Source organism: Rothia uropygioeca (assembly GCF_004136585.1).
GTDB lineage: Bacteria > Actinomycetota > Actinomycetes > Actinomycetales > Micrococcaceae > Rothia.
This window is the reverse complement of sequence record NZ_NOIR01000003.1, coordinates 35,913-55,899: the sequence shown is the minus strand read 5'-3', so window position 1 is coordinate 55,899 and position 19,987 is coordinate 35,913. Positions and strand designations below refer to the sequence as shown.

Here is a 19,987-nt window from a genome sequence, read left to right as displayed (position 1 = left end):
CATGAGGAGTGGATATGACGTTGCAGGACAAGGCCATCATCGTGACCGGCGCGGGAGCCGGGCTGGGTTTGGCCTACGCTCGTGAGATCGCGCGCCAGGGCGCCAGCGTGGTCGTCAACGACGTCGACCAGATCGTTGCGGATTCTGCTGTTTCCCGCATCCGGGAAGAGGGCGGCAAAGCCGTCGCGTGTGCCGTACCGGTGGGCACTACCGACGCCGCCACGCTGTTGGTCTCTGCGTCGCTCAAGGCCTTCGGCCGTCTGGACGGGCTCGTGACCAACGCCGGGACACTCCGGGACAAGTCGGTCCTCAAAATGAGCGACGACGACTTCGACTCGGTGATTCAAGTTCACCTGCGCGGAACGTTCACCTGCGTTCGAGAGGCCTACCGCCACTTCAAGGAAAACGACGTTCAAGGTTCCATCGTCTGCATCGGCTCTCCAACCGGTCAGCGCGGCAACTTCGGCCAAACGAATTATGCCGCCGCCAAAGCAGGAATTGTCGGTATGGTCCGCACCTGGGCCCTGGAAATGAAGAAAGCCGGCGTGCAGATCAATGCCGCAATACCTGTGGCCTCGACCGCCATGACCCGCACCGTCCCCTATTTCCGTAAAGCCATCGAGGCCGAGGACCGGCAGAGCCCTATGCCCGCGTTCTTCCGCCATGACCTAGGGTTCGGCACCGCGGAGGACGTCGCGGGTCTGGTCGCGTACCTCGTCGGCGGCGATCTGGGCGAGACCGGCCAGGTGCTAGGCATCGGCGGTGACCGGTTGCAAGTGTGGACGCACCCGCTGCCCGAGGCCACCGAATACCACGACGGCGGCTGGAGTTACGACGATCTGGCCAGGGACCTTCCGGCACTAGTGAGTGCGCACCGCCAACCCGTCGGCGAAGAGTTTCTGCCCCTGCCCGAAGAGCTCCGGCCCGAGGAGAGCTGATCATGTCTCGCTACGAATGCGCTGTGGACCCCGCACTCGTCTCGGCCATCGACATCCATACCCATATCGAGGAAGACTCTCACGGACACCAGTCAATGCCACGGGAGTTCATCGCTGCCTCGGAAAAGTACTTCAGGTCCGGGGACCGTACTCCGCGTCTGGAGGCCATCGCTCAGAGGTACAGGGATTGGGGCATGGCAGCCGTGGTGTTCACGGTTGATGCGGAGACCGCACTTCATCACGCCCCCATCAGCTCCGAAGAAATCGCCGAGCAGGCCGCGGACCACGCTGACGTTCTGATCCCCTTCGGCTCGGTGGACCCCCGCAAGAGTGAAGCGGCAATAGAGCAGGCCCGCACGCTCGTACACGATCACGGTGTCATGGGATTCAAATTCCATCCCTCGCTCCAGGACTTCGATCCTTCGGATGAGAACTTCTATCCTCTGTGGTCGGCGATCACGGAGCTCGGCGTCCCGGCGCTCTTCCATACAGGCCAGAACGGTATCGGCGCAGGCATGCGAGGGGGCGGCGGAATCAAAGCGCGATTGTCCCATCCAATGTTGTTGGACGACGTCGCAGCGGATTTTCCCGATCTCGACGTGATCATGGCCCATCCTTCGGTTCCGTGGCAGGAGGAAGCCAACTCCATCGCCACGCACAAGACCAATGTCCACATCGACCTGTCCGGCTGGTCGCCTAGGTATTTCCCCGATTCCCTCGTCCGGGCCACCAATCGATTCTTTCCGGACCGCGTACTGTTCGGCACCGATTACCCCCTTATCCAGCCCGATGCTTGGCTCAAAGCCTTCGAGAAAAGGGAATTCCGCGAGGACATTCGCGAGGACATCCTCAAGAACAATGCGGCCCACCTTCTGGGATTGACGCCGCGCGAGAACCCCGGGCAGGAGGCCTGAGATGTCGATGACAGCAGATCCAACTCGGACGCTTTTTCCGCTGTCCGATCCACTGGGAGTTTCCGCCTCGCTGAACGATAGTGAGCGCGGACTCCTCCTGACCCTTCAGGAAACCCTCGAGCGTGATGTCGCACCCCTTGTCAACGAGGCGTGGGACCAGGCGCGCTTCCCACAGGCCATCGTGCAACCACTCGTGGATCTGGATTTGGTGGAACCGGCGGCCCTCGAGGCCGACCCCCGCCCCATATTTCGTGGGTTCCGGTGCTTCACCCTGGCGCGGACGGACGCCTCGGTGGCAACGTTCCACACGGCACAAGCGGGCTTGTTCCGAACCGCTGTGCTCGAGGGCGGCGACAATCAGATGGTCGCCGAATGGCGCCCCAAGATTGCTTCCTGGGAACGCTTCGGCGTCTTCTGTCTCACCGAGCCCGAGCACGGTTCCGACGTCGCAGGCGGATTGGCCACCTCGGCCCGGCGCGAGGGCGAGACCTGGCGAATCAACGGAACCAAACGTTGGATCGGCGCGGCCACCCAGGCTGACTGGTTGGCGATCTTCGCCCGCGACGACGACGATGGCGAGGTCAAAGGTTTCCTGGTGCCCAGCGAAGCACCCGGTGTCAGCATGGAGACCATTTCCGGCAAAACCGCATTGCGCATCGTGCAGAATGCGGAAATCACGCTGGAGGACGTGTCGGTCCAGGAGTCGTTGCGCCTGAAGAACGTTCATTCCTTCAAAGACGTCGCAAGGATGTTGCGCCTCATGCGTTCGGACGTCGCGTGGATCGCGGCGGGCGTGGCCGCAGGGGCGTTCGAGGCGGCACTGCGTTACGTGGACCGGCGCCGGCAGTTCGGGGTACCGCTGGGTTCATTCCAGCTGGTCCAAGAGAAACTGGCCCGAATGCAAGGAAACGTCACACAAGCACTGTCACTCTGCGCTTCCTTGTCCGAGGCGCAAGAAAACGGCTCCTACCGCGACGAGCATTCGGCCCTCACCAAATCGACCGTGTGTCTTCGTATGCGCGAGACCGTTGCCCTGGCCCGAGAGGTCTGCGGCGGGAACGGAATCACGTTGGAGGCCGACGTCGCCCGGTACTTTGCGGATGCCGAAGCCATTTACTCCTACGAGGGGACGCATGAGATCAACAGCTTGATCGTGGGGCGCTCGCTGACCGGTATTGGCTCGTTTCTGCCTCGCACCAACACATAGCATCACCGGTCCAGGACGAAGGAGTTCTCATGACCACCATTGAATACGGAATAGGAACCTATCCCGCGCGCCGCGCCAAGATCCGCGGGGAAGATATCGCTTTCAGCTTCGAGGGATCCGAAACGACGTACGCGGAAGTCGCTGAGCGGGTCAACCGGCTGGCCGACGCTCTCACGACTCTCGGAATCCGCCCCGGCGACCGCGTCGCGTACGCGGGGTTCAACCACCCGGCTCTGCTGGAAGTCTTCTTCGCGGCGACGCTGATCGACGCCGTGTGCGTGCTGATCAATCCACGGCTTGCGGCTCCGGAAGTCGACTACATCCTGCGCGATTGCACTCCCGCGGTGGTCTTCTACGGCGAGGACCAGGCCCAGAATGCGGACCAATTGCGCACGGCTCTGGGCCCGAAGATCACGTGGTTCGGGGTAGACGAGGGTGAGTACGAGCCGTTGGTCGCCAGCGGTGGGACCGACGACGCGACCATTCCACTCGACGAGAACAATACGGCCCTGATCATGTACACGTCGGGGACCACCGGAAGACCCAAAGGGGTCATGCTCAGCCACCGTGCCCTGCTCTTCCAATACCTCAACGCGCTCATCGGGGAAGACTTTCGGCAGAACGACGTCAACCTAGCTGCGGCCCCGCTGTTTCACATCGCTGGTTTGAACATGCTGGCAGTCCCCACGTTCATGATGGGCGGACGGATTCTCATCCATCGACGGTTCAAAGCGGCCGATGCGCTCAAAGCCCTCACGGAACACCGGGTGAACACGGCGTTCATGGTTCCGGCGATGCTCGATGCGCTGTCCCACGAAGAGGGGTTCGACGAAGCGGACTTGTCCATGCTGCGAAATCTCATGGTCGGCGGCGCTCCGTTGCCCGAGCGCATGTTCCGCACGTGGGCGGCCAAGGGGATCTCCATCAGCCAAGGATTCGGGATGACCGAGACGGCCCCTGGCGTGAGGATGCTCGATCCGCGAGACGGCATAGTCAAAGCCGGCACGGCGGGCAAAGAGCACTTCTTCACCGAGTCGCGCATCGTCGATCTGGACGGCAAAGATGTGGCATCCGGCCAGGCAGGGGAAATCTGGGCCCACGGCCCAAACCTCATGAGTGGTTATTGGGGAAAGCCGGAGGAAACCGCCTCGGTGCTGCAGGACGGCTGGTACCACACCGGCGACGTCGGAAGCGTAGACGACGAGGGCTATCTGCGCGTCCACGATCGCATGAAGGACATGTACATCTCCGGCGGAGAAAACGTATATCCGGCCGAGGTGGAGAACGCCCTGCTCAACATCCCGGCTGTCTCGGAAGCGGCCGTGATCGGCGTCGAGGACGAGCGATGGGGTGAATCCGGAGTGGCCTTCGTGGTCCTCGAATCCGCGGCAAGCCACACGGGAAACCAAATCCGCGAACACTTGGCGAAGCGCTTGGCCAAGTACAAGATTCCCCGCGAAGTCCTGGTGGTCGGGGAAATGCCTCGGACCACCACGGGAAAGATCCAGAAGAACCTTTTGCGCAAGACCTACTGATCCCCACGGGATCACAACAACAGCACAACGTCAGGAGACCACCATGGCCATCGTCAACACCACTCTCGCAGAACTCAAGGACCTCGTGGGCAAAGAACTCGGCCCCTGCAAGGCCCAGAGAATCACCCAGGAGCAGGTCAATACGTTCGCGGATGCCACCGGCGACCACCAGTACATCCACGTCGACCCCGAGCGTGCCAAGAACGGTCCGTACGGGACGACGATCGCCCACGGATTCTTAACGCTGTCCCTCACCTTGCCGATGTTTGCCGAAATCCTCGACGTCACGGATGTTTCCACCAAGATCAACTACGGCTTGGAGAAGGTTCGTTTCCCTTCTCCTGTGAAAGTCGGAGACCGCGTCTGCATGACCTCGATTCTCGCGGAGGTCAAGGACATCGAAGGCGGGGTCCAGGTGGAGATCGACAACGCGGTGACATCCGAGGGCGCGTCCAAGCCGGCCGTCGTCGCCCGGTCCGTCTTGAGGTTCTACTCGTGATGCCACGGCGTCAGTCAGCAGAGAGGCCAGATAAAAAATGAGCATCCCCGCTTCGGAAGTCCGAGCAGAGCGGCTCGGCGCAAGGGACAAACAACGCGAGGCTCGAAGAGTCATTGCGTCGAGCTTCATCGGCAGCACGATCGAGTTCTACGATTTCCTGCTGTACGCGACGGCGACAGCGCTGGTTTTCCCACATGTTTTCTTCACAAACCTGGACCCGCTGGCCGGGGCTATCGCCTCGGCCGGCACATTCGCGGCAGGCTACATTGCGCGGCCCCTGGGAGGAGCCGTCTTCGGTCACTTCGGTGACCGTCTCGGTCGAAAGAGGATGCTCGTACTGTCGATGCTGTCCATGGGGTCGGCATCGACGCTGATCGGGTTGGTACCCGGTCAGGCAAGTATCGGCTCTTGGGGTGCGGTCATTCTGATCGTCTTGAGGGTCCTTCAGGGAATCGCGATCGGCGGTGAATGGGGAGGGGCAGCGTTGATGGCCCTCGAACATGCAAAAGGGGGAAAGCGAGGCTTCGCCGCTTCCTTCACCAACGCCGGAGCGCCCATGGGCGCCGCTCTGGGCACCACCGTGATGGGACTTGCGAACCACTGGACCGGGGATGCCTTTCTGGAGTGGGGGTGGAGAATCCCGTTCCTGTTGAGCGTGGTTCTGCTCGCGGTGGGCATTTTCATTCGGTCCAAAGTCTCCGAATCCCCGATTTTCAAGGAAGCGGTGGAGGAAGAGGAAAAGCTGGGCGACAAACCCAAACTGCCCATCTGGCAAATTCTCCGTCGCCCGAAGAACCTGATTCTGGTGATGCTGGGCGGGGCAGGCGGTTTTGCCCTGCAGGCGGTGATCTCGATCTTCGCCATCGGGTACGCGGTCGACAACGGCGCCGATCGTTCCCTGGTTCTATATCTGTTCGCTCTTGCCTCCGTGATCAGCATTCCGTGCGTGGTCGGCTGGGCCCGACTCTCCGACGTGGTGGGGCGCAAGCCGATCATGATCGCGGGGACCGTCATTTACCTGATGCTGATCTTTCCCATGTTCGGCTGGTACGCCTCGGGCAACCCAGGGTTGATTTTCCTCGCGATGGTCATCGGACTGTGTTCTCATGCAGCGATCTACGGGCCCCTGGCAGCGTTCGTATCGGAACAATTCGGAACCTCAGCGCGGTATACCGGCGCATCCATGGGCTACCAGTTGGCCACACTCATCGGGGCGGGTTTTACTCCCACCATCATCACCTCGATCTTCGCCAAGTCCCAGGGCGAGATTGCGCCGGTGCTGTGGTACCTGATCGCTTTGGGAGGGGTCTCCGCGATCTTCATTCTTCTGACCCGCGAGTCGAAGAACAACGATCTGGAGACCTACGAGCACTGAGACTGGAGAAAGCAGACTGCCCTCGCACGTGATGAGCTGCGGGGCGGCAAGTCCGGAATAGAAACTCTCACGGGCCGGTTGATCCAGGTGTGAACACTCGTAAAAATATCGGTTTCCTTTCCTTCGGCCATTGGACTCCGCATCCCACTTCTGCCACTCAGAGCGGAGCCGATGCCCTTGCGCAAAGCGTCGATTTGGCTGTGGCCGCAGAAGAACTTGGGGCCGACGGCGCTTACTTCCGCGTGCACCACTTCGCGCGCCAATTGGGTTCGCCTTTTCCACTTTTGGCCGCCGCAGGCGCCAGGACGAGTCGCATAGAGCTCGGGACCGGTGTCATCGACATGCGATACGTCAATCCTCTCGCTTTCGCCGAGGACGCCGGGGCAACTGACCTCATCGCCAGCGGACGTCTGCAACTCGGCATTTCGCGAGGCTCGCCCGAACAGGTCATCGACGGGTGGCGCTATTTCGGCTTCGAACCGGAGGACGGCGAATCCGACGCGGACATGGCACGCCGGCACACCGAGGTCGTCCTCGCGGCTCTGTCGGGCAAACACTTTGCGCGCCCCAACCCGCAGCCGATGTTCCCGAATCCGCCCGGGCTTCTACGTGTTGAGCCCTATTCCGAGGGGCTCCGCAACCGCATGTGGTGGGGTGCCGGATCGGATGCGACTGCACGCTGGGCAGCTCAGAACGGCATGAATCTCATGTCCTCCACGCTCAAGGACGACGAATCGGGTGAGCCCTTCCACGTGCAACAGCGCAAGCAGATCGAGGCCTTCCGAGAGGAGTGGGCCCAGCACGACCACGGCTTCGATCCCCGCACCTCGGTTTCCCGTTCGATCTTCGCAATCACGAACGACCAGGACAGGCGCTATTTCCTGGGTACCGGAGAACGCGATGACCAGGTCGGGTACATCGACAACACCAGATCCGTATTCGGCCGCTCCTACGCGGACGAGCCCGAGGCCCTCATTGAGCAGTTGCGCGCCGACGAAGCGATCCAGGCCGCAGACACTCTCCTGCTGACCGTGCCGAACCAATTGGGTGTTGATTACAACGCCCACGTGATCGAGTCGATCCTGGCCCACGTCGCCCCGGCATTGGGGTGGCGCTAGCGGCCGGAGACGGGCCGCCCTACCCGAAACCCGTGGTCCCCGCGCGCCGGGCAACACGAGGGGCATGCATATCAGGCAACCTGATTACCCGATGTGCAGGCCCGCATCCGAAGTACGGACTCGTTGCCTCGGCGCGCAGGGAATGAGGGAGCGTGATCCTAGATCAGCTCAGGCGGTACCACAGGTTATTCCACCAGTCGACGACCCGCTCCCACCAGGAGGCGTACCACGGCTTATCCGGCTTGGGCTTCACAGGCGTCGGCTTCGGCTTTACGGGCGTCGGCTTCGGCTTCACCGGCTGAGGTCCTGGACTCGGCTTTTCGGGTGCGGGAGTCGGGGGTGCAGGCACCACGGGTGCGGGAGTCGGCTTGGGCTCCGGAGTGGGTTTTGGTGCGGGCTTCTCCGGGGCAGGCGCGACGGCATCGAACGCCTTTTGGGCATCAATCAGCCCGGCGCCACACCCAAGTCCGCAGGCCACACCCATCGGCCTGGCGGAGGACTTCAGAACTTCCTTGATGCGAGACGGCGTCAGCTCGGGTGCCGCCGACTTCATCAGCGCGACGACCCCACTGACATGAGGCGAGGCCATCGAAGTTCCCTGGTACCAGCTGTAGACGGGCGCAGAGGGCGTCGTCGTTCCGGAGTTGAGCGTAGAAAGAATGCCGCCTCCCCGGGTTCGCACGTCGCCACCCGGTGCCATGATGTCCAGGGTAGATCCGAAGTTCGAGTAGTAGGCCAGCTCACCCTTGGCGTCACTCGCCCCTACCGTCACAATGTTGCTGCAGTTGGCCGGCGTGAACCCTGCGGCATCGGCCGTGCTGTTCCCTGCGGAGACGACCACAGTGGTCCCACGTGCAACGGCCCCGTTAACGGCGTCCTGGTAGATCCTTCCGCATTGTCCACGGCCACCCAGGGACATGTTGATGACCTGAGCGGGCTTATCGTTCATCGGGACGCCGGGAACCTTACCTCCGGAAGCCCACGTGATCGCATCGGCGATGTCGGAGGTCCACCCACCGCATTTGCCCAGAACACGCACAGGCTGGATCTTCGCATGGGGCGCAACCCCGGAGATCCCCTGGCGGTTGTTCTGTAGGGCGGCTATGGTTCCGGCGACGTGCGTGCCGTGCCACGAGGAGCTCTTGGGCTTATTGCCTGTCGTGCATTCGTTCGCGCCGTACCAGTCCCCTTGGTCATGAGGGTCAGAGTCTCTGCCGTCACCATCCCGAGCGGAACCAGGGTCGGAAATGAAGTCATAACCAGGAATCAAGTTGTCCTGGAGGTCCGGGTGGTCGGTTATCCCCGTGTCCAGCACCGCCACGGTGACGTCCTTGCCCGTAGACCTCTCCCATACGCCGGGAACGTTCGCACCCCACTCGCCATGAAGGCCCCACAGGCTGGCGTAGAACTCGTCGTCGATTGGTGCCGGAGTCTTCGGCGCGTCGGTGGCTTTCTGAACTTCGGACGTCTTCAGTGCGTCCTCGTCAATAGTCACCCGCGAATCCCGCTTGACGTAGTCGACGGCGGCATCGCTCTCCAAGGAGCGGATGAATTCGCCAGACTCGCGCTGGTCCAGTTTCTCTTCGGTGACGACGACGAAGCGGTTGTCGGCACCCTCGCGAATCTCAGTCGCTTCCGTGCCCGTGGACCGTTCCGCGTCGCTGAGGATCCGGTCACGCTCCTCAGCGGGGTGGTAGCCGTCTTTGTACTTGACGACGAATCTGTCGGCCTCGCCCTGATTCAGGTCGAGCCGGCTGTCCTCGATCAGCGCCTCCGCGGACGCGGACGAAGGGGCGTCGACGGCTCGGGCTGCGGTCGTCGCGCCCGTGGCCGCACCGAACGAGCCCGCGATCATGGTCGCGGCGGTCAGCGTGCATGCCCACCGGCGGGCAAACCCGGGGACGGCAATGAATGAACCCCTACGTTTTATCTTGTCCAAAGGGACTTTGTCAGAGTTTTGCATTTCTTATCCTCAGCTAAGTGATGACTGATGACGAAACCGCGGCGGAATACCGGACTGGTTCGCAGCGGTATCGGACGGACAGATAGGTTCGTCACGTCCAAAAAGAAAAGTACAACACTTGCAGAGAAAAGTTAAAATCAAAAGAATAGCTTTGGAATTATATCGGCATGAAACACAATTCGGGATATCGATGAGGACCGGGCGGCAGAAGGAAACGGCACACTCGCACGACCCCCAAACGCACAGAATCGACGTCCGTATTCGACTCTGGTGCGACGACTCCAGATCACCCGCGAGCTCGCGGAGCAGCTGTGGGGCAGGATCACTTCTGCCCAGGCGCGGACCCAGGGCGTCCACCGAGCGAATACTTCTGCGATCAAAGCCACCGCTACGGACACAGCATGCGGGCATTATGCCGGCAAGAATGTTTTCGACGGTTTCTTTCTCGCGTCTTCAAGGCAAATCATCCGGAGCAATGGGTGCTCAAAGGCGGGACCGCGATGTTGGCTCGGAAAGGCCGAAGAGCGGGCCCTTAGTCGATGAACTTCTCCGCCAAGTCCCGGGAGGCCTGCGTCAGCAATTGAACATCCGCGCCAACCAGTACGAATGACGCACCAGCGTCGAGGTATTTCTGCGCCTGCTCGTGGTTGAACGCGTTGACGCCGACCCTCTTGCCCGCGGCACGCACCTTGTCGAAGACCGACAGAACGGCCGCGGTGACGTCCGGGTGGGTCTGTTCTCCCAATACCCCCATCGACGCGGCCAGGTCCGAGGGGCCTACGAAAATCGCGTCCACCCCGTCGACCGCCGCGATCTCGTCGGCGTTGGCCACGGCGGTCTCGGATTCGATCTGCACGGTGAGCGAGATGGTCTCCTCCGCCCTACCGAGATATCCCTCAACGGCTCCCCACCGAGAAGCCCGGGCCAGGGCCGAGCCGACGCCGCGCACCCCGCCTGTGGGGTATCGAACGGCCTCGACGGCCCGCCGCGCTTCCTCGGCGGTATCGATCATGGGGACCAGAAGGTTTTGCGCACCCAGGTCGAGGAATTGCTTGATGAGCGCCGGATTCAGCTCGGGGACTCGAACCATCGGCGTCGTCGGATATGCAGCGAGTGCTCTGAGCAGCGAAGCGGTGGTTTCCAGCCCGATCGGAGAGTGCTCCCCGTCCAGCAGGACCCAGTCCAGTCCCGAGCACCCGGCGATTTCTGCCGCGACCGGGGAGCCCGAACAAACCCACATGCCCACAAGGGGCCGGTCCGAGGCGTCCAACGCGCTGGCGAAGGTTTCCGGAAGTTCTACACGAAACGGCATGTGATGGACCCCAAATCTCCGTAATCGGCATGAACGGTGTCCCCCTTCTCGACCCACATCGGGCGAGTGAAGGAACCGGCGAGGATGATCTCCCCCGCCTTGAGCAAATCCCCGTGTTCGGCGAGTTTCCGCGCGAGCCAGACGACGCCGGCCGCCGGATGGTTCAGCACAGCCGCCGCAACACCGGTCTCTTCGATCGTCTCGTTGCGGTACAGCATCGCAGAGACCCACCGCAGGTCCACGGCATCGGGGGCAACCGGGCGGCCACCTAGGACCATGGCGCCCAGCGCAGCGTTGTCGCTGATGGTGTCGACGATCGTGCGACCTTCCATCTCGACGCGCGAGCTCAGGACCTCCAGAGCCGGAGTCACGTATTCGGTAGCTCTGAGGACGTCGTAGATCGTGACGTCAGGGCCCTCAAGGTCCTCCTTGAGCACGAATGCGAGCTCGACCTCGATACGGACATTGGAATACTGACCGTGGTCGATCACCGTACCGTTCTCATAAACCTGATCGCCGAAGATCGCGCCATAATCCGGTTCGGTGATCCCGGTGGCCTGTTGCATGACCTTGGAGGTCAGGCCGATCTTACGGCCAACGAGTCGGCGACCCGCCTGCTCACCTCGACGTCGCCATTCGTTCTGGACGGCGTATGCATCCTCGACCGTCATATCGGGGAACCGAGCGGTCAGCCGCGGAATCATCCCGCGGGATTCCTCCGCCGAAGCGAGCTCGTCCGCGATCGACGTGAGCTGTTCGTTCTCGAGCATTTCTCTCCTTCGATGCATTCCGTGTCGATGCATTCCGTGGATGGTGCACGGGCTCCGCCGCCCGTGTATGTTGCCGGCGGCGGAGCCCCTCGGATCGAGTTTCTTTAGACTTGGTGCCCCAGTTTGAACCCCTTGGACGCCTGCCCACGGTAGGTGCCTTGTTCGTCGTCGGACCGCGTGTAGGAGAATCCGTCCGCGCCGATCGTCACGTCCATCTCCGACTTGTCGTCACGCTCACGGACTTCTTGCGGATTGCCGTCGAGGTCCAGAACCAAGGACGCCTCGGTGTACCACGAGGGCACAACGGGATTGCCCCACCAGTCACGTCGCTGGTTGTCGTGGACGTCCCAGTGGACCACGGGGTTGTCCGGGTCGCCGGTGTAGTAATCCTGGGTGTAGATCTCGATGCGGTGGTCATCCGGGTCAAGGATGTAGAGATAGAACGCATTCGACACGCCGTGGCGCCCTGGACCGCGCTCGATCCGGTCCGAAAGACGGAGGGCGCCCATCTTGTCGCAGATGTAGAGAATGTTGTGCTTCTCGTGGGTTGCGAAGGCCACGTGGTGCATCCGGGGACCGTTTCCGCCGGTCATGGCAGTGTCATGCACAGTCGCTTTGCGACGCATCCACGCGGCGTATTCGGTGCCTTCCGAATCCGAAATGTCCTCGGTGATCCTGAATCCCAAGCCTTCCATGTACCGGCATGCCCGCGGAACATCCGGCGTGACCTGGTTGAAGTGATCAAGCCGCACCAGCGCACCGGCCCCGTACAGGTCGTAACGCCATGCGAGACGCTCCACGTGCTCGACTTCGTAAAAGAATTCGTACGGAAATCCGAGCGGATCCTCCACGCGGACCGCGTCACCAATGCCTTTGACGAAGCCGTCGCGACGTCGCTCGGTACGGCAGCCCATTTCCTTGAAGTAGGCCTCGGCTTTGTCCACGTCCTCCGGTGTGCGCACACGGTAGGAGAAGGCGCGGACCGCGGCCACCGGACCCTGACGGATAATCAGATTGTGGTGGATGAACTCCTCCATGGACCGGAGGTAGATCACCTCGTCGTCTTCTTCCGTCACGACAAGGCCCAAGAGGTCTACGTAGAATTCGCGGGACTTCTTCAGATCGGTCACGATCAGTTCCATGTACGCGCAACGAAGGATGTCCGGCGCAGGGACCGAGGGGGTGGGAATCGGGTTATCGACTGTTTCTGTCATCTCAAGCGTCCTTGCTCTATCGATGGGTTGGTTGGGAGGCCGGGCGCACGTGCCAGGCCATTCGGGCGGCCGCAAGATCTGCGGCCGAAAAGGTCATTCGGCTTTGCCGAAGACCGGGTTGTGCACTTCACCGAGGTTGATGTGAACGGCCTGCTGGTCGGTGTAGAAATCGATCGAACGGTAACCACCTTCGTGCCCAAGACCGGAAGCCTTGACACCCCCGAACGGCGTGCGAAGGTCACGCACGTTGTTGGAGTTGAGCCACACCATCCCGGCGTCGACGGCCTGAGAGAAGTTGTGTGCCCGTTTGAGGTCGTTGGTCCAGATGTATGCGGCGAGCCCGTACTTGGTGTTGTTGGCCAGCTCCAGAGCCTCTTCCTCGGTATCGAAGGGGGTGATCGCGACGACCGGACCGAAGATCTCTTCCTGGAAAATCCGCGCGTCCGAGGGGACATCCACAAATACCGTGGGAGCCACGAAGTTTCCTTCCTCGAAGCCTTCGGGACGGCCCCCGCCGGCGACCAAGCGACCCTCGGACTTGCCGAGTTCCACGTAGCTCATGACCTTTTCGAAATGCTCCGGGTGTACGAGCGCACCGACCTCGGTCGTGGATTCGGAGGGCGGGCCGACCTTGACCCGCTTGGCCTGTGCGGCGTAGCGCTCGACGAATTCGTCATAGACACCGCGCTGCACGAGAATGCGAGAACCGGCGGTGCACCGCTCGCCGTTCAAGGAAAAGACGCCGAAGACGGTCGCGTTGATCGCGGCTTCCAGATCGGCGTCGTCGAAGACGACCGCGGGCGACTTGCCACCCAGTTCCATCGACAACCCCTTGAGATACGGTGCAGCGTTGGAGAAGATCAACTGGCCGGTCTTGGACTCGCCCGTGAAAGAGATCAGGGGGACGTCCGGGTGCTTGACGAGGGCATCGCCCGCATCTTCGCCGAAGCCATTGACCAGGTTGAAGACGCCCTCAGGAAGACCGGCTTCCTCGAAGATTCCGGCCCACAACGAGGCCGAGAGCGGGGTGAACTCCGCCGGCTTGAGGACCACGGTGTTGCCCGTCGCGATCGCGGGGGCGAGCTTCCAGGATTCCAGCATGAACGGCGTGTTCCACGGCGTGATCAGGCCCGCGACACCGATGGGCTTGCGATTGACGTAATTGGCCTGGCGTCCAGGGACCTTGAAGGCGTCGTCGTGCTGGGCAACGATCAGGTCCGCGAAGAAACGGAAATTCTCCGCGGCGCGCCGCCCTTGGCTCAAGGCCTGTGTGATCGGGAGGCCCGTGTCGTAGCACTCCATCTCTGCCAGCTGGTCGCCGCGTTCCTCCACGATATCCGCGATCTTGTTCAGAATTCGCGCACGTTCCCGAGGGAGCATCTTGGGCCAGGGGCCTTCGTCGAACGCCTTCTTCGCCGCGGCGACGGCGTCGTCGATATCGGCCTTCTTGCCCGCGGCTGCCGTGATGTACGGCTTGTTCGTGACGGGATTGATCACGTCGAAGGTCTCGCCGTCCTTGGAATCAACCGATGTCCCGCCGATGTAGTGGCGGATGGTCTCCGGAAGACCCTTCGGCTGGGCAGTGGATGTGGTGTTTTCGGTTGTCATAATGCTCCCTTCGATCAGGAATTCGTGGTGAAGTCTTCAGAATCTGCGGTCGATTGCTTGTTCTTCAGGTAGCTCGTCAGGGTGTTCTGACGGTGTCCGCGTGCCGCCCGCTCGATCTCCACACCGCTCGCCCCGTTCTCGATGAGTTCGAGCACGTGAGCATGTTCTTCGACGGATTCGCGAGCACGCCCGGGGACGAAGGAGAAGGTCGAATCTCGCAAGTGACCCAGTCGCTCCCATTCGGCACTGACCAATTCGGTGAGTCGCTCATTGGGGCACCGAGCGAAGAGAACCTGGTGGAACTCGTGGTTGGTCTGAGTGAATGCATGAGGATCGAAGTCGTCCAAGGAAGCCGCGAGGCGGTCATTGAGTTCGCGTGCTCGGCGAAGGTCCTCCGTGCCGAGGTTCGGTGCGGCGAGCGCGGTTGCCGCACCTTCCAGAATTCCCAGGGTCTCCATCGACGAGCGGTACCGGGATTCATCGACCATGGCCACCTGGGCGCCGACATTCCGCTGGAAAGTTACCAGGCCTTCCGCCTCAAGTTGCCGAATGGCCTCTCGTACCGGCACCACCGACATATCGAGTTGCTGGGCGATGGTGCTCAGGACGAGCCGATATCCCGGGGTGAATTCCTGCCGCGAAATCTTCTGTTTGAGCCACTGGTAAGCTCGCTGCGCTTTGCTCAAGCCGCTCGACGGCACCCGAGTCTCCTGGGTCTGGATCATGCGTGATCTTCCTGGTTAGTGGCGGAATCCTCACGGGAGGACAGCCATGTCTGGTACTGCTCTTTCCACTGTCCGACCGGCGGGAACAAACCGTCCACCGGATGGCCCTCGGCGACCCGTTCCGCGACCCAGGCATCCTGGGTCTCCTTGGCCTCGGCCCCGGACACCACGTCTTCGACCAAATCCCGCGGGATTACGATGACTCCGTCGTCATCCCCCACGATGACGTCACCGGGTAGGACGGTCGCGTTGCCGCATGCCACGGCTACGTCGGATTCCCACGGAACGTGCTTTCGGCCCAGCACTGCCGGGTGCGATGCGGTTGAGAACACCGGCAGCCCGATGTCCCGGACGGCCGCCGAATCACGAACCCCGCCATCGGTCACCACACCTGCGGCCCCGCGGCTCTTGGCCCGCAGCGCCAGAATGTCTCCGAGGGTCCCCGAACCGGATTCTCCGCGTGCTTCGATCACGATGACCTCACCCGGACCGACGGCGTCGAACGCCTGCTTCTGAGCGTTGTAGCCGCCGCCGTGTTTTGTGAACAGGTCCTCGCGGGCAGGGACGAACCGCAGGGTTTTGGCCACCCCCACAAGCTTGCTTCCTGGGATCGAGGGGCGCACGCCCTCGACGCTGACCTGGTTCAGCCCACGTTGCCGAAGTTGGGCCGACAGACCCGCGGTCGGCAATTCAGCGAGTCGTTCCCGCAGGTCCCCGGGAAGTTCGCAAGAATTCGCCGGTTCGGGGAGTCCGGCCGCTTCGCGGGAGCCCCAAGCTTCTTCGCGCTGCTTGTCGTCCACGGAGGGCAGAGCGCCCAGGGTTTCGTCGAATTGTCCGGTTCCTTCGACAACGCGCGTCGACAACCGCCCGGAAGTGGGGGCACCGGAGGCGCTCGGCGCATCTACCTCGACCTCGACGACGTCGCCGGGCTTCACGACGCTCGATCCTGCGGGCGTTCCGGTCAGGATCACGTCGCCCGGGTCGAGCGTGACGTGCTGGGAAAGGTCGGCGACGAATTGCGCGAGAGGGAAGATCAACCGCTCGCAAGATGTGCCATCTTCTTGGACCAGACTTCCGTTGACCCAGGTACGCACCCGGAGGGCCGTCGGATCCACCTGACGGGCATCGATCAGATCGGGGCCGAGCGGTGTATAACCGTCACGGCCCTTGTTGCGAAGGTTCGAGCCCTTGTCCGCCGCGCGGTAATCGTAAATACCGAAGTCGTTGGAGGCCGTGACCGAGCCAACGTAATTCCAGGCTTCCTCGAGCGCCACATTGCGCGCCTGCCGGCCGATCACCAGGGCGATCTCGCCCTCGAAAGCCAAGAGCTCGGTTCCTGCCGGACGCTCGATCTCAGCGCCGGATCCGGCCAGGGAGCTCGCGGGTTTCATAAAATAGGAAGGATTCGCGGGACGTCGGCCTCGCTGTGCAGCGCGCGACTCGTACGCGAGGTGAACCGCGATGATCTTGCCGGGTTGCACCGGCACCTCGGCGATGCCGCTCTCCTGCCGGTTCACTGCCTGCTCGGGGACCTCATACGGGGTGGACATCCAGCCTCCTCATTGATGCTTGATTCATGTCAGATCGTATATCATTTCAGATTTGGCAACAAGTACACCGCGTCACATTCGCAGTGGGATTCGGGGCCGGGGCGCCCGGCAGAGATCACACTACTGACGACCAGAAGCCTGCCATGCCGCGCAAAACCACCACCCCAACGGATCACCCACCCCGAACTGCGATCGTGAGACCTCGGTGTCTTCGACGTCTCATCTTGACCCGATGATGGGATCGTATATTATTCAAAATCATATACTTCGTATCCTGGATCACGTTACCTCCTGGATTACCACGCTGACACTCAGTGCCGCACCAATCCCGCACCGTAAGACAAAGGAGTCTGAGATGACGGCCCAACATGACCCAACCACCACGACGGCCGCACTGCGTACCGTCGAGCAAGCCAAGGAACAACGTCGTGTGATTGCCGGAACAGTGATCGGCACGAGCATCGAGTGGTACGACTTCTTCCTCTACGCCTCGGCCGCCGGGCTGGTCTTCGGCAAACTGTTCTTCGGACCGCTGGGCCCGCAAGCCTCCGTAATCGTGTCCTTCATGAGCGTGGGTCTCAGCTTTCTCTTCCGGCCTCTCGGCGCATTCATCGCCGGTCACTTGGGCGACAAGTGGGGCCGCAAGCGAGTTCTGATGGTCACCCTGATCGGAATGGGAGCCTCGACCACATTGATCGGTGTTCTTCCGACGCACGCGAGCATCGGCGCCGCCGCCCCCATTCTGTTGATCCTTCTGCGCCTGCTCCAGGGCGTCTCCGCAGGTGGCGAATGGGGCGGAGCTGCCTTGATGGCCGTGGAACATGCTCCTGTGGATCGTCGCGGCCTCTACGGCTCGTCACCGCAGATCGGCGTCCCCCTCGGACTGCTCATGGCCTCGGGAATGCTGACCCTCATGACTGCCATCGCACCGGGCGATGCCTTCATGGAATGGGGATGGCGCGTTCCGTTCCTGATGAGCGTGGTGCTCATTGCCGTCGGATACTGGATTCGTCACGGCGTGGAAGAATCACCCGTTTTCACCGAAATCGCTGAACTCAAGGACGAGCGCAAGGCCCCCATCGGTGTTTTGTTCAAGAAGCACGGCCTCCTCGTCATTTTCGCGGCGTTGATCTTCGCGGGCAACAATGCCGCCGGATACATGACCACCGGTGGATTCATCCAGAGCTACGCGACGAATCCGGACGGCCCCCTCGGCTTCGAACGCGGCCCAGTACTTCTTGCCGTCACCGGATCCGCGGTCACGTGGCTGATCTTCACGCTCATCGCCGGTTGGGCGTCGGACAAGATGGGCAGACGCAACTCCTACATCCTGGGTTGGATCCTCCTCTTCGCAGGAATTGTGGCGCTCTTCCCCATCGTCAACACCGGAAGCATCGGAATGCTGTTCTTGGGCCTGACCATTCTGACGATTGGGCTCGGATTCACCTACGGACAGCAGTCGGCGACGTACACCGAGCTCTTCCCCGCCTCGGTGAGGTTCTCAGGAGTCTCGATCTCGTACGCGATCGGCGCGATCGTCGGCGGCGCCTTTGCACCGACCATCGCCCAAGCACTGCTGAACGCAACCGGCAGTACTCATTCCATCACCATCTACTTGTGCATCATGGTGGTCCTGGGAATGGTCGCAACGCTCCTGCTCCGGGACCGCACGGGCATTCCGCTGGGCCACGGCAGCGAAAAGGAGCAGTCGGTCAGCCCGCTCGTCTTCGCCAAGAAGTAACACCCGACGAGTCCCCGACACGCCCCGGTTTGCGAACACAACCGGGGCGTGTCGGGATCTGGGACCAGGACCTTCAATGCGGTCAGACTGCACGGCGTGGTTTAGTATCGCTCAGGTCACGTTTGTTGTCCCGGCACAAAGGCAGTTATCCCATGAGCACAGCATCCAGCGAAGGCACACACCTGACGCGAACTCTCACCCTCCCTTCGCTGGTCCTTTTCGGGCTCGCCTACTTGGCGCCCTTGATCGTTCTGGGCATCTTCGGCGTCATCGCCGAGACGACGGGTGGGGCGGCATCGTCCGCGTACCTCGTGGCCCTCGTGGCCATGATGTTCACCGCCCACAGTTACGGGCGCATGGCAATCGCTCACCCAGTGGCGGGTTCCGCATACACGTATGTGCGGCGCTCGATCGAGCCCCGCACGGGTTTCCTGGTCGGCTGGACCATGTTGCTGGATTACCTCTTCTTGCCACTGGTCATCTGGCTCATCGGCGGTTCGTACCTGACGGCACAGTTCCCGTCAGTACCGATCGGGATATGGATCGTGATGTATATGGCGATCACGACCGCGCTCAATATCCTCGGAATCAAGGTCGCCGACAAAGCCAATTTCCTTCTGATGGCCTTTCAGATGTTGGTCATTGTGATCTTCGTTGCGCTGTGCATCGCTTCGGTCGTCTCAGACCGGGGCGCAGGTTCGTTGCTCAGCGTGCAACCGTTCGTGAACTCGTCCACCAGCATTACCGCGATCACCAGCGGAGCAGCCATCGCAGCGTACTCTTTCCTGGGTTTTGACGCGATCACGACTCTCACCGAAGAAACGATCGAGCCGAAGAAGAACATGCCCCGGGCGATCCTCCTGATTGCCCTGATCGGCGGAGCGATCTTCGTCGTGGTTTCCTACGCCACGCAGCTGGTCCACCCCGGTGGCAGTTTCCCCGACCCCGACTCGGCCGCGAGCGACGTCGCCCTGCAGATCGGCGGCTCTCTCTTCGCGGCGATTTTCCTTGCCGGACTCGTGATCGCCCAGTTCGCGTCCGGTATTGCGGCACAAGCCAGTGCCTCGCGCTTGCTCTACGCGATGGGCCGCGACGGCACGCTCCCGAAAAAGATCTTCGGCCGGCTCAACAGCAAGTTCCACACCCCGGTCATCAACATCGTGATCACCGGTGTGATCGGTCTGGGCGGAATGCTGATGGACGTCGCGACCTCGACGTCGTTCATCAACTTCGGCGCCTTCATTGCCTTCACAGCGGTGAACGTCTCGGTGATCTTCTACTTCTTCAGGCAACGGCGCCAGGGTAGGCGCCACAGCGTCATTGCCTACGTCCTGCTCCCCATCATCGGGGCGGTCATCAGCATTTTCCTCATCACGCAGCTCGACGTCCATGCGCTCACGGTCGGCATCATCTGGTTCTGCCTCGGCGTCGTCGTGCTGGGGTTCATTACCCGAGGGTTCAGGCAGGCTCCACCGGATATGTCGGCCATCTAGAGGTCCGCCGGGGGGCCTCCGCGAG

Annotated in this window: 16 protein-coding genes; 9 read left to right on the top strand and 7 right to left on the bottom strand. The window is 61.9% G+C overall.

Features of this window, described 5'->3' with window-relative positions:
• The first annotated feature begins 8 nt into the window (after positions 1-8).
• The 7 genes from EWR20_RS08350 to EWR20_RS08320 all read left to right on the top strand — a co-directional run bounded on the left by EWR20_RS08350 (position 9) and on the right by EWR20_RS08320 (position 7,586).
• Entirely contained in the window at positions 9-938 is a 930-nt protein-coding gene (locus tag EWR20_RS08350; RefSeq protein ID WP_394342284.1) for an SDR family NAD(P)-dependent oxidoreductase, read from the top strand.
• A 2-nt stretch (positions 939-940) separates the two neighbouring features.
• Complete coding sequence (locus EWR20_RS08345; protein ID WP_129360221.1) at positions 941-1,852, top strand: amidohydrolase family protein; 912 nt, start codon at positions 941-943, stop codon at positions 1,850-1,852.
• Between the two features lies 1 nt (position 1,853).
• Positions 1,854-3,059: an acyl-CoA dehydrogenase family protein gene (locus EWR20_RS08340; protein WP_129360220.1), complete on the top strand. Its 1,206-nt coding sequence runs from the start codon at positions 1,854-1,856 to the stop codon at positions 3,057-3,059.
• 29 nt (positions 3,060-3,088) lie between these two features.
• Complete coding sequence (locus tag EWR20_RS08335; protein WP_129360219.1) at positions 3,089-4,594, top strand: acyl-CoA synthetase; 1,506 nt, start codon at positions 3,089-3,091, stop codon at positions 4,592-4,594.
• Positions 4,595-4,637: 43 nt separating this feature from the next.
• On the top strand, positions 4,638-5,093 hold the full coding sequence (locus EWR20_RS08330) for a MaoC family dehydratase (protein ID WP_129360218.1): 456 nt from the start codon (positions 4,638-4,640) through the stop codon (positions 5,091-5,093).
• A 37-nt stretch (positions 5,094-5,130) separates the two neighbouring features.
• Positions 5,131-6,468, top strand: a complete 1,338-nt coding sequence (locus EWR20_RS08325) for an MFS transporter (protein WP_129360217.1) — start codon at positions 5,131-5,133, stop codon at positions 6,466-6,468.
• 89 nt (positions 6,469-6,557) lie between these two features.
• Entirely contained in the window at positions 6,558-7,586 is a 1,029-nt protein-coding gene (locus EWR20_RS08320; protein WP_129360216.1) for an LLM class flavin-dependent oxidoreductase, read from the top strand.
• Between the two features lie 163 nt (positions 7,587-7,749).
• On the opposite strand, the gene EWR20_RS08315 is transcribed toward EWR20_RS08320, so the two are convergent.
• The 7 genes from EWR20_RS08315 to EWR20_RS08285 form a co-directional block, all read right to left on the bottom strand.
• Positions 7,750-9,549, bottom strand: a complete 1,800-nt coding sequence (locus EWR20_RS08315; protein WP_238147668.1) for a S8 family peptidase — start codon at positions 9,547-9,549, stop codon at positions 7,750-7,752.
• A 532-nt stretch (positions 9,550-10,081) separates the two neighbouring features.
• Positions 10,082-10,861 (bottom strand): HpcH/HpaI aldolase family protein, encoded by a 780-nt coding sequence (locus tag EWR20_RS08310; protein WP_129360215.1) that lies wholly within the window; start codon positions 10,859-10,861, stop codon positions 10,082-10,084.
• A complete protein-coding gene (gene hpaH / locus EWR20_RS08305) occupies positions 10,846-11,631 on the bottom strand; it encodes a 2-oxo-hept-4-ene-1,7-dioate hydratase (RefSeq protein ID WP_129360214.1) in 786 nt (261 codons plus the stop codon). Before hpaH ends, EWR20_RS08310 begins: the two co-directional genes overlap by 16 nt.
• Before the next feature lie 104 nt (positions 11,632-11,735).
• Positions 11,736-12,845, bottom strand: coding sequence for a 3,4-dihydroxyphenylacetate 2,3-dioxygenase (gene hpaD / locus EWR20_RS08300; protein ID WP_129360213.1), 1,110 nt, complete (start codon positions 12,843-12,845; stop codon positions 11,736-11,738).
• Positions 12,846-12,938: 93 nt separating this feature from the next.
• Positions 12,939-14,453 carry a 5-carboxymethyl-2-hydroxymuconate semialdehyde dehydrogenase gene (hpaE, locus tag EWR20_RS08295; protein WP_129360212.1) on the bottom strand — a complete coding sequence of 505 codons (1,515 nt, stop codon included), beginning with the start codon at positions 14,451-14,453 and terminating at the stop codon, positions 12,939-12,941.
• A gap of 14 nt (positions 14,454-14,467) precedes the next feature.
• A complete protein-coding gene (locus EWR20_RS08290) occupies positions 14,468-15,178 on the bottom strand; it encodes a GntR family transcriptional regulator (protein WP_129360211.1) in 711 nt (236 codons plus the stop codon).
• Positions 15,175-16,728, bottom strand: coding sequence for a fumarylacetoacetate hydrolase family protein (locus tag EWR20_RS08285; RefSeq protein ID WP_129360210.1), 1,554 nt, complete (start codon positions 16,726-16,728; stop codon positions 15,175-15,177). The genes EWR20_RS08290 and EWR20_RS08285 overlap by 4 nt, the downstream gene beginning before the upstream one ends.
• Before the next feature lie 355 nt (positions 16,729-17,083).
• Here EWR20_RS08285 and EWR20_RS08280 point away from each other — a divergent pair, with 355 nt between their 5' ends.
• Together EWR20_RS08280 and EWR20_RS08275 are read left to right on the top strand one after the other, a co-directional pair.
• Entirely contained in the window at positions 17,084-18,469 is a 1,386-nt protein-coding gene (locus EWR20_RS08280) for an MFS transporter (RefSeq protein ID WP_129360209.1), read from the top strand.
• Positions 18,470-18,621: 152 nt separating this feature from the next.
• Positions 18,622-19,962 (top strand): APC family permease, encoded by a 1,341-nt coding sequence (locus EWR20_RS08275; RefSeq protein ID WP_129360208.1) that lies wholly within the window; start codon positions 18,622-18,624, stop codon positions 19,960-19,962.
• Positions 19,963-19,987 lie beyond the last annotated feature (25 nt).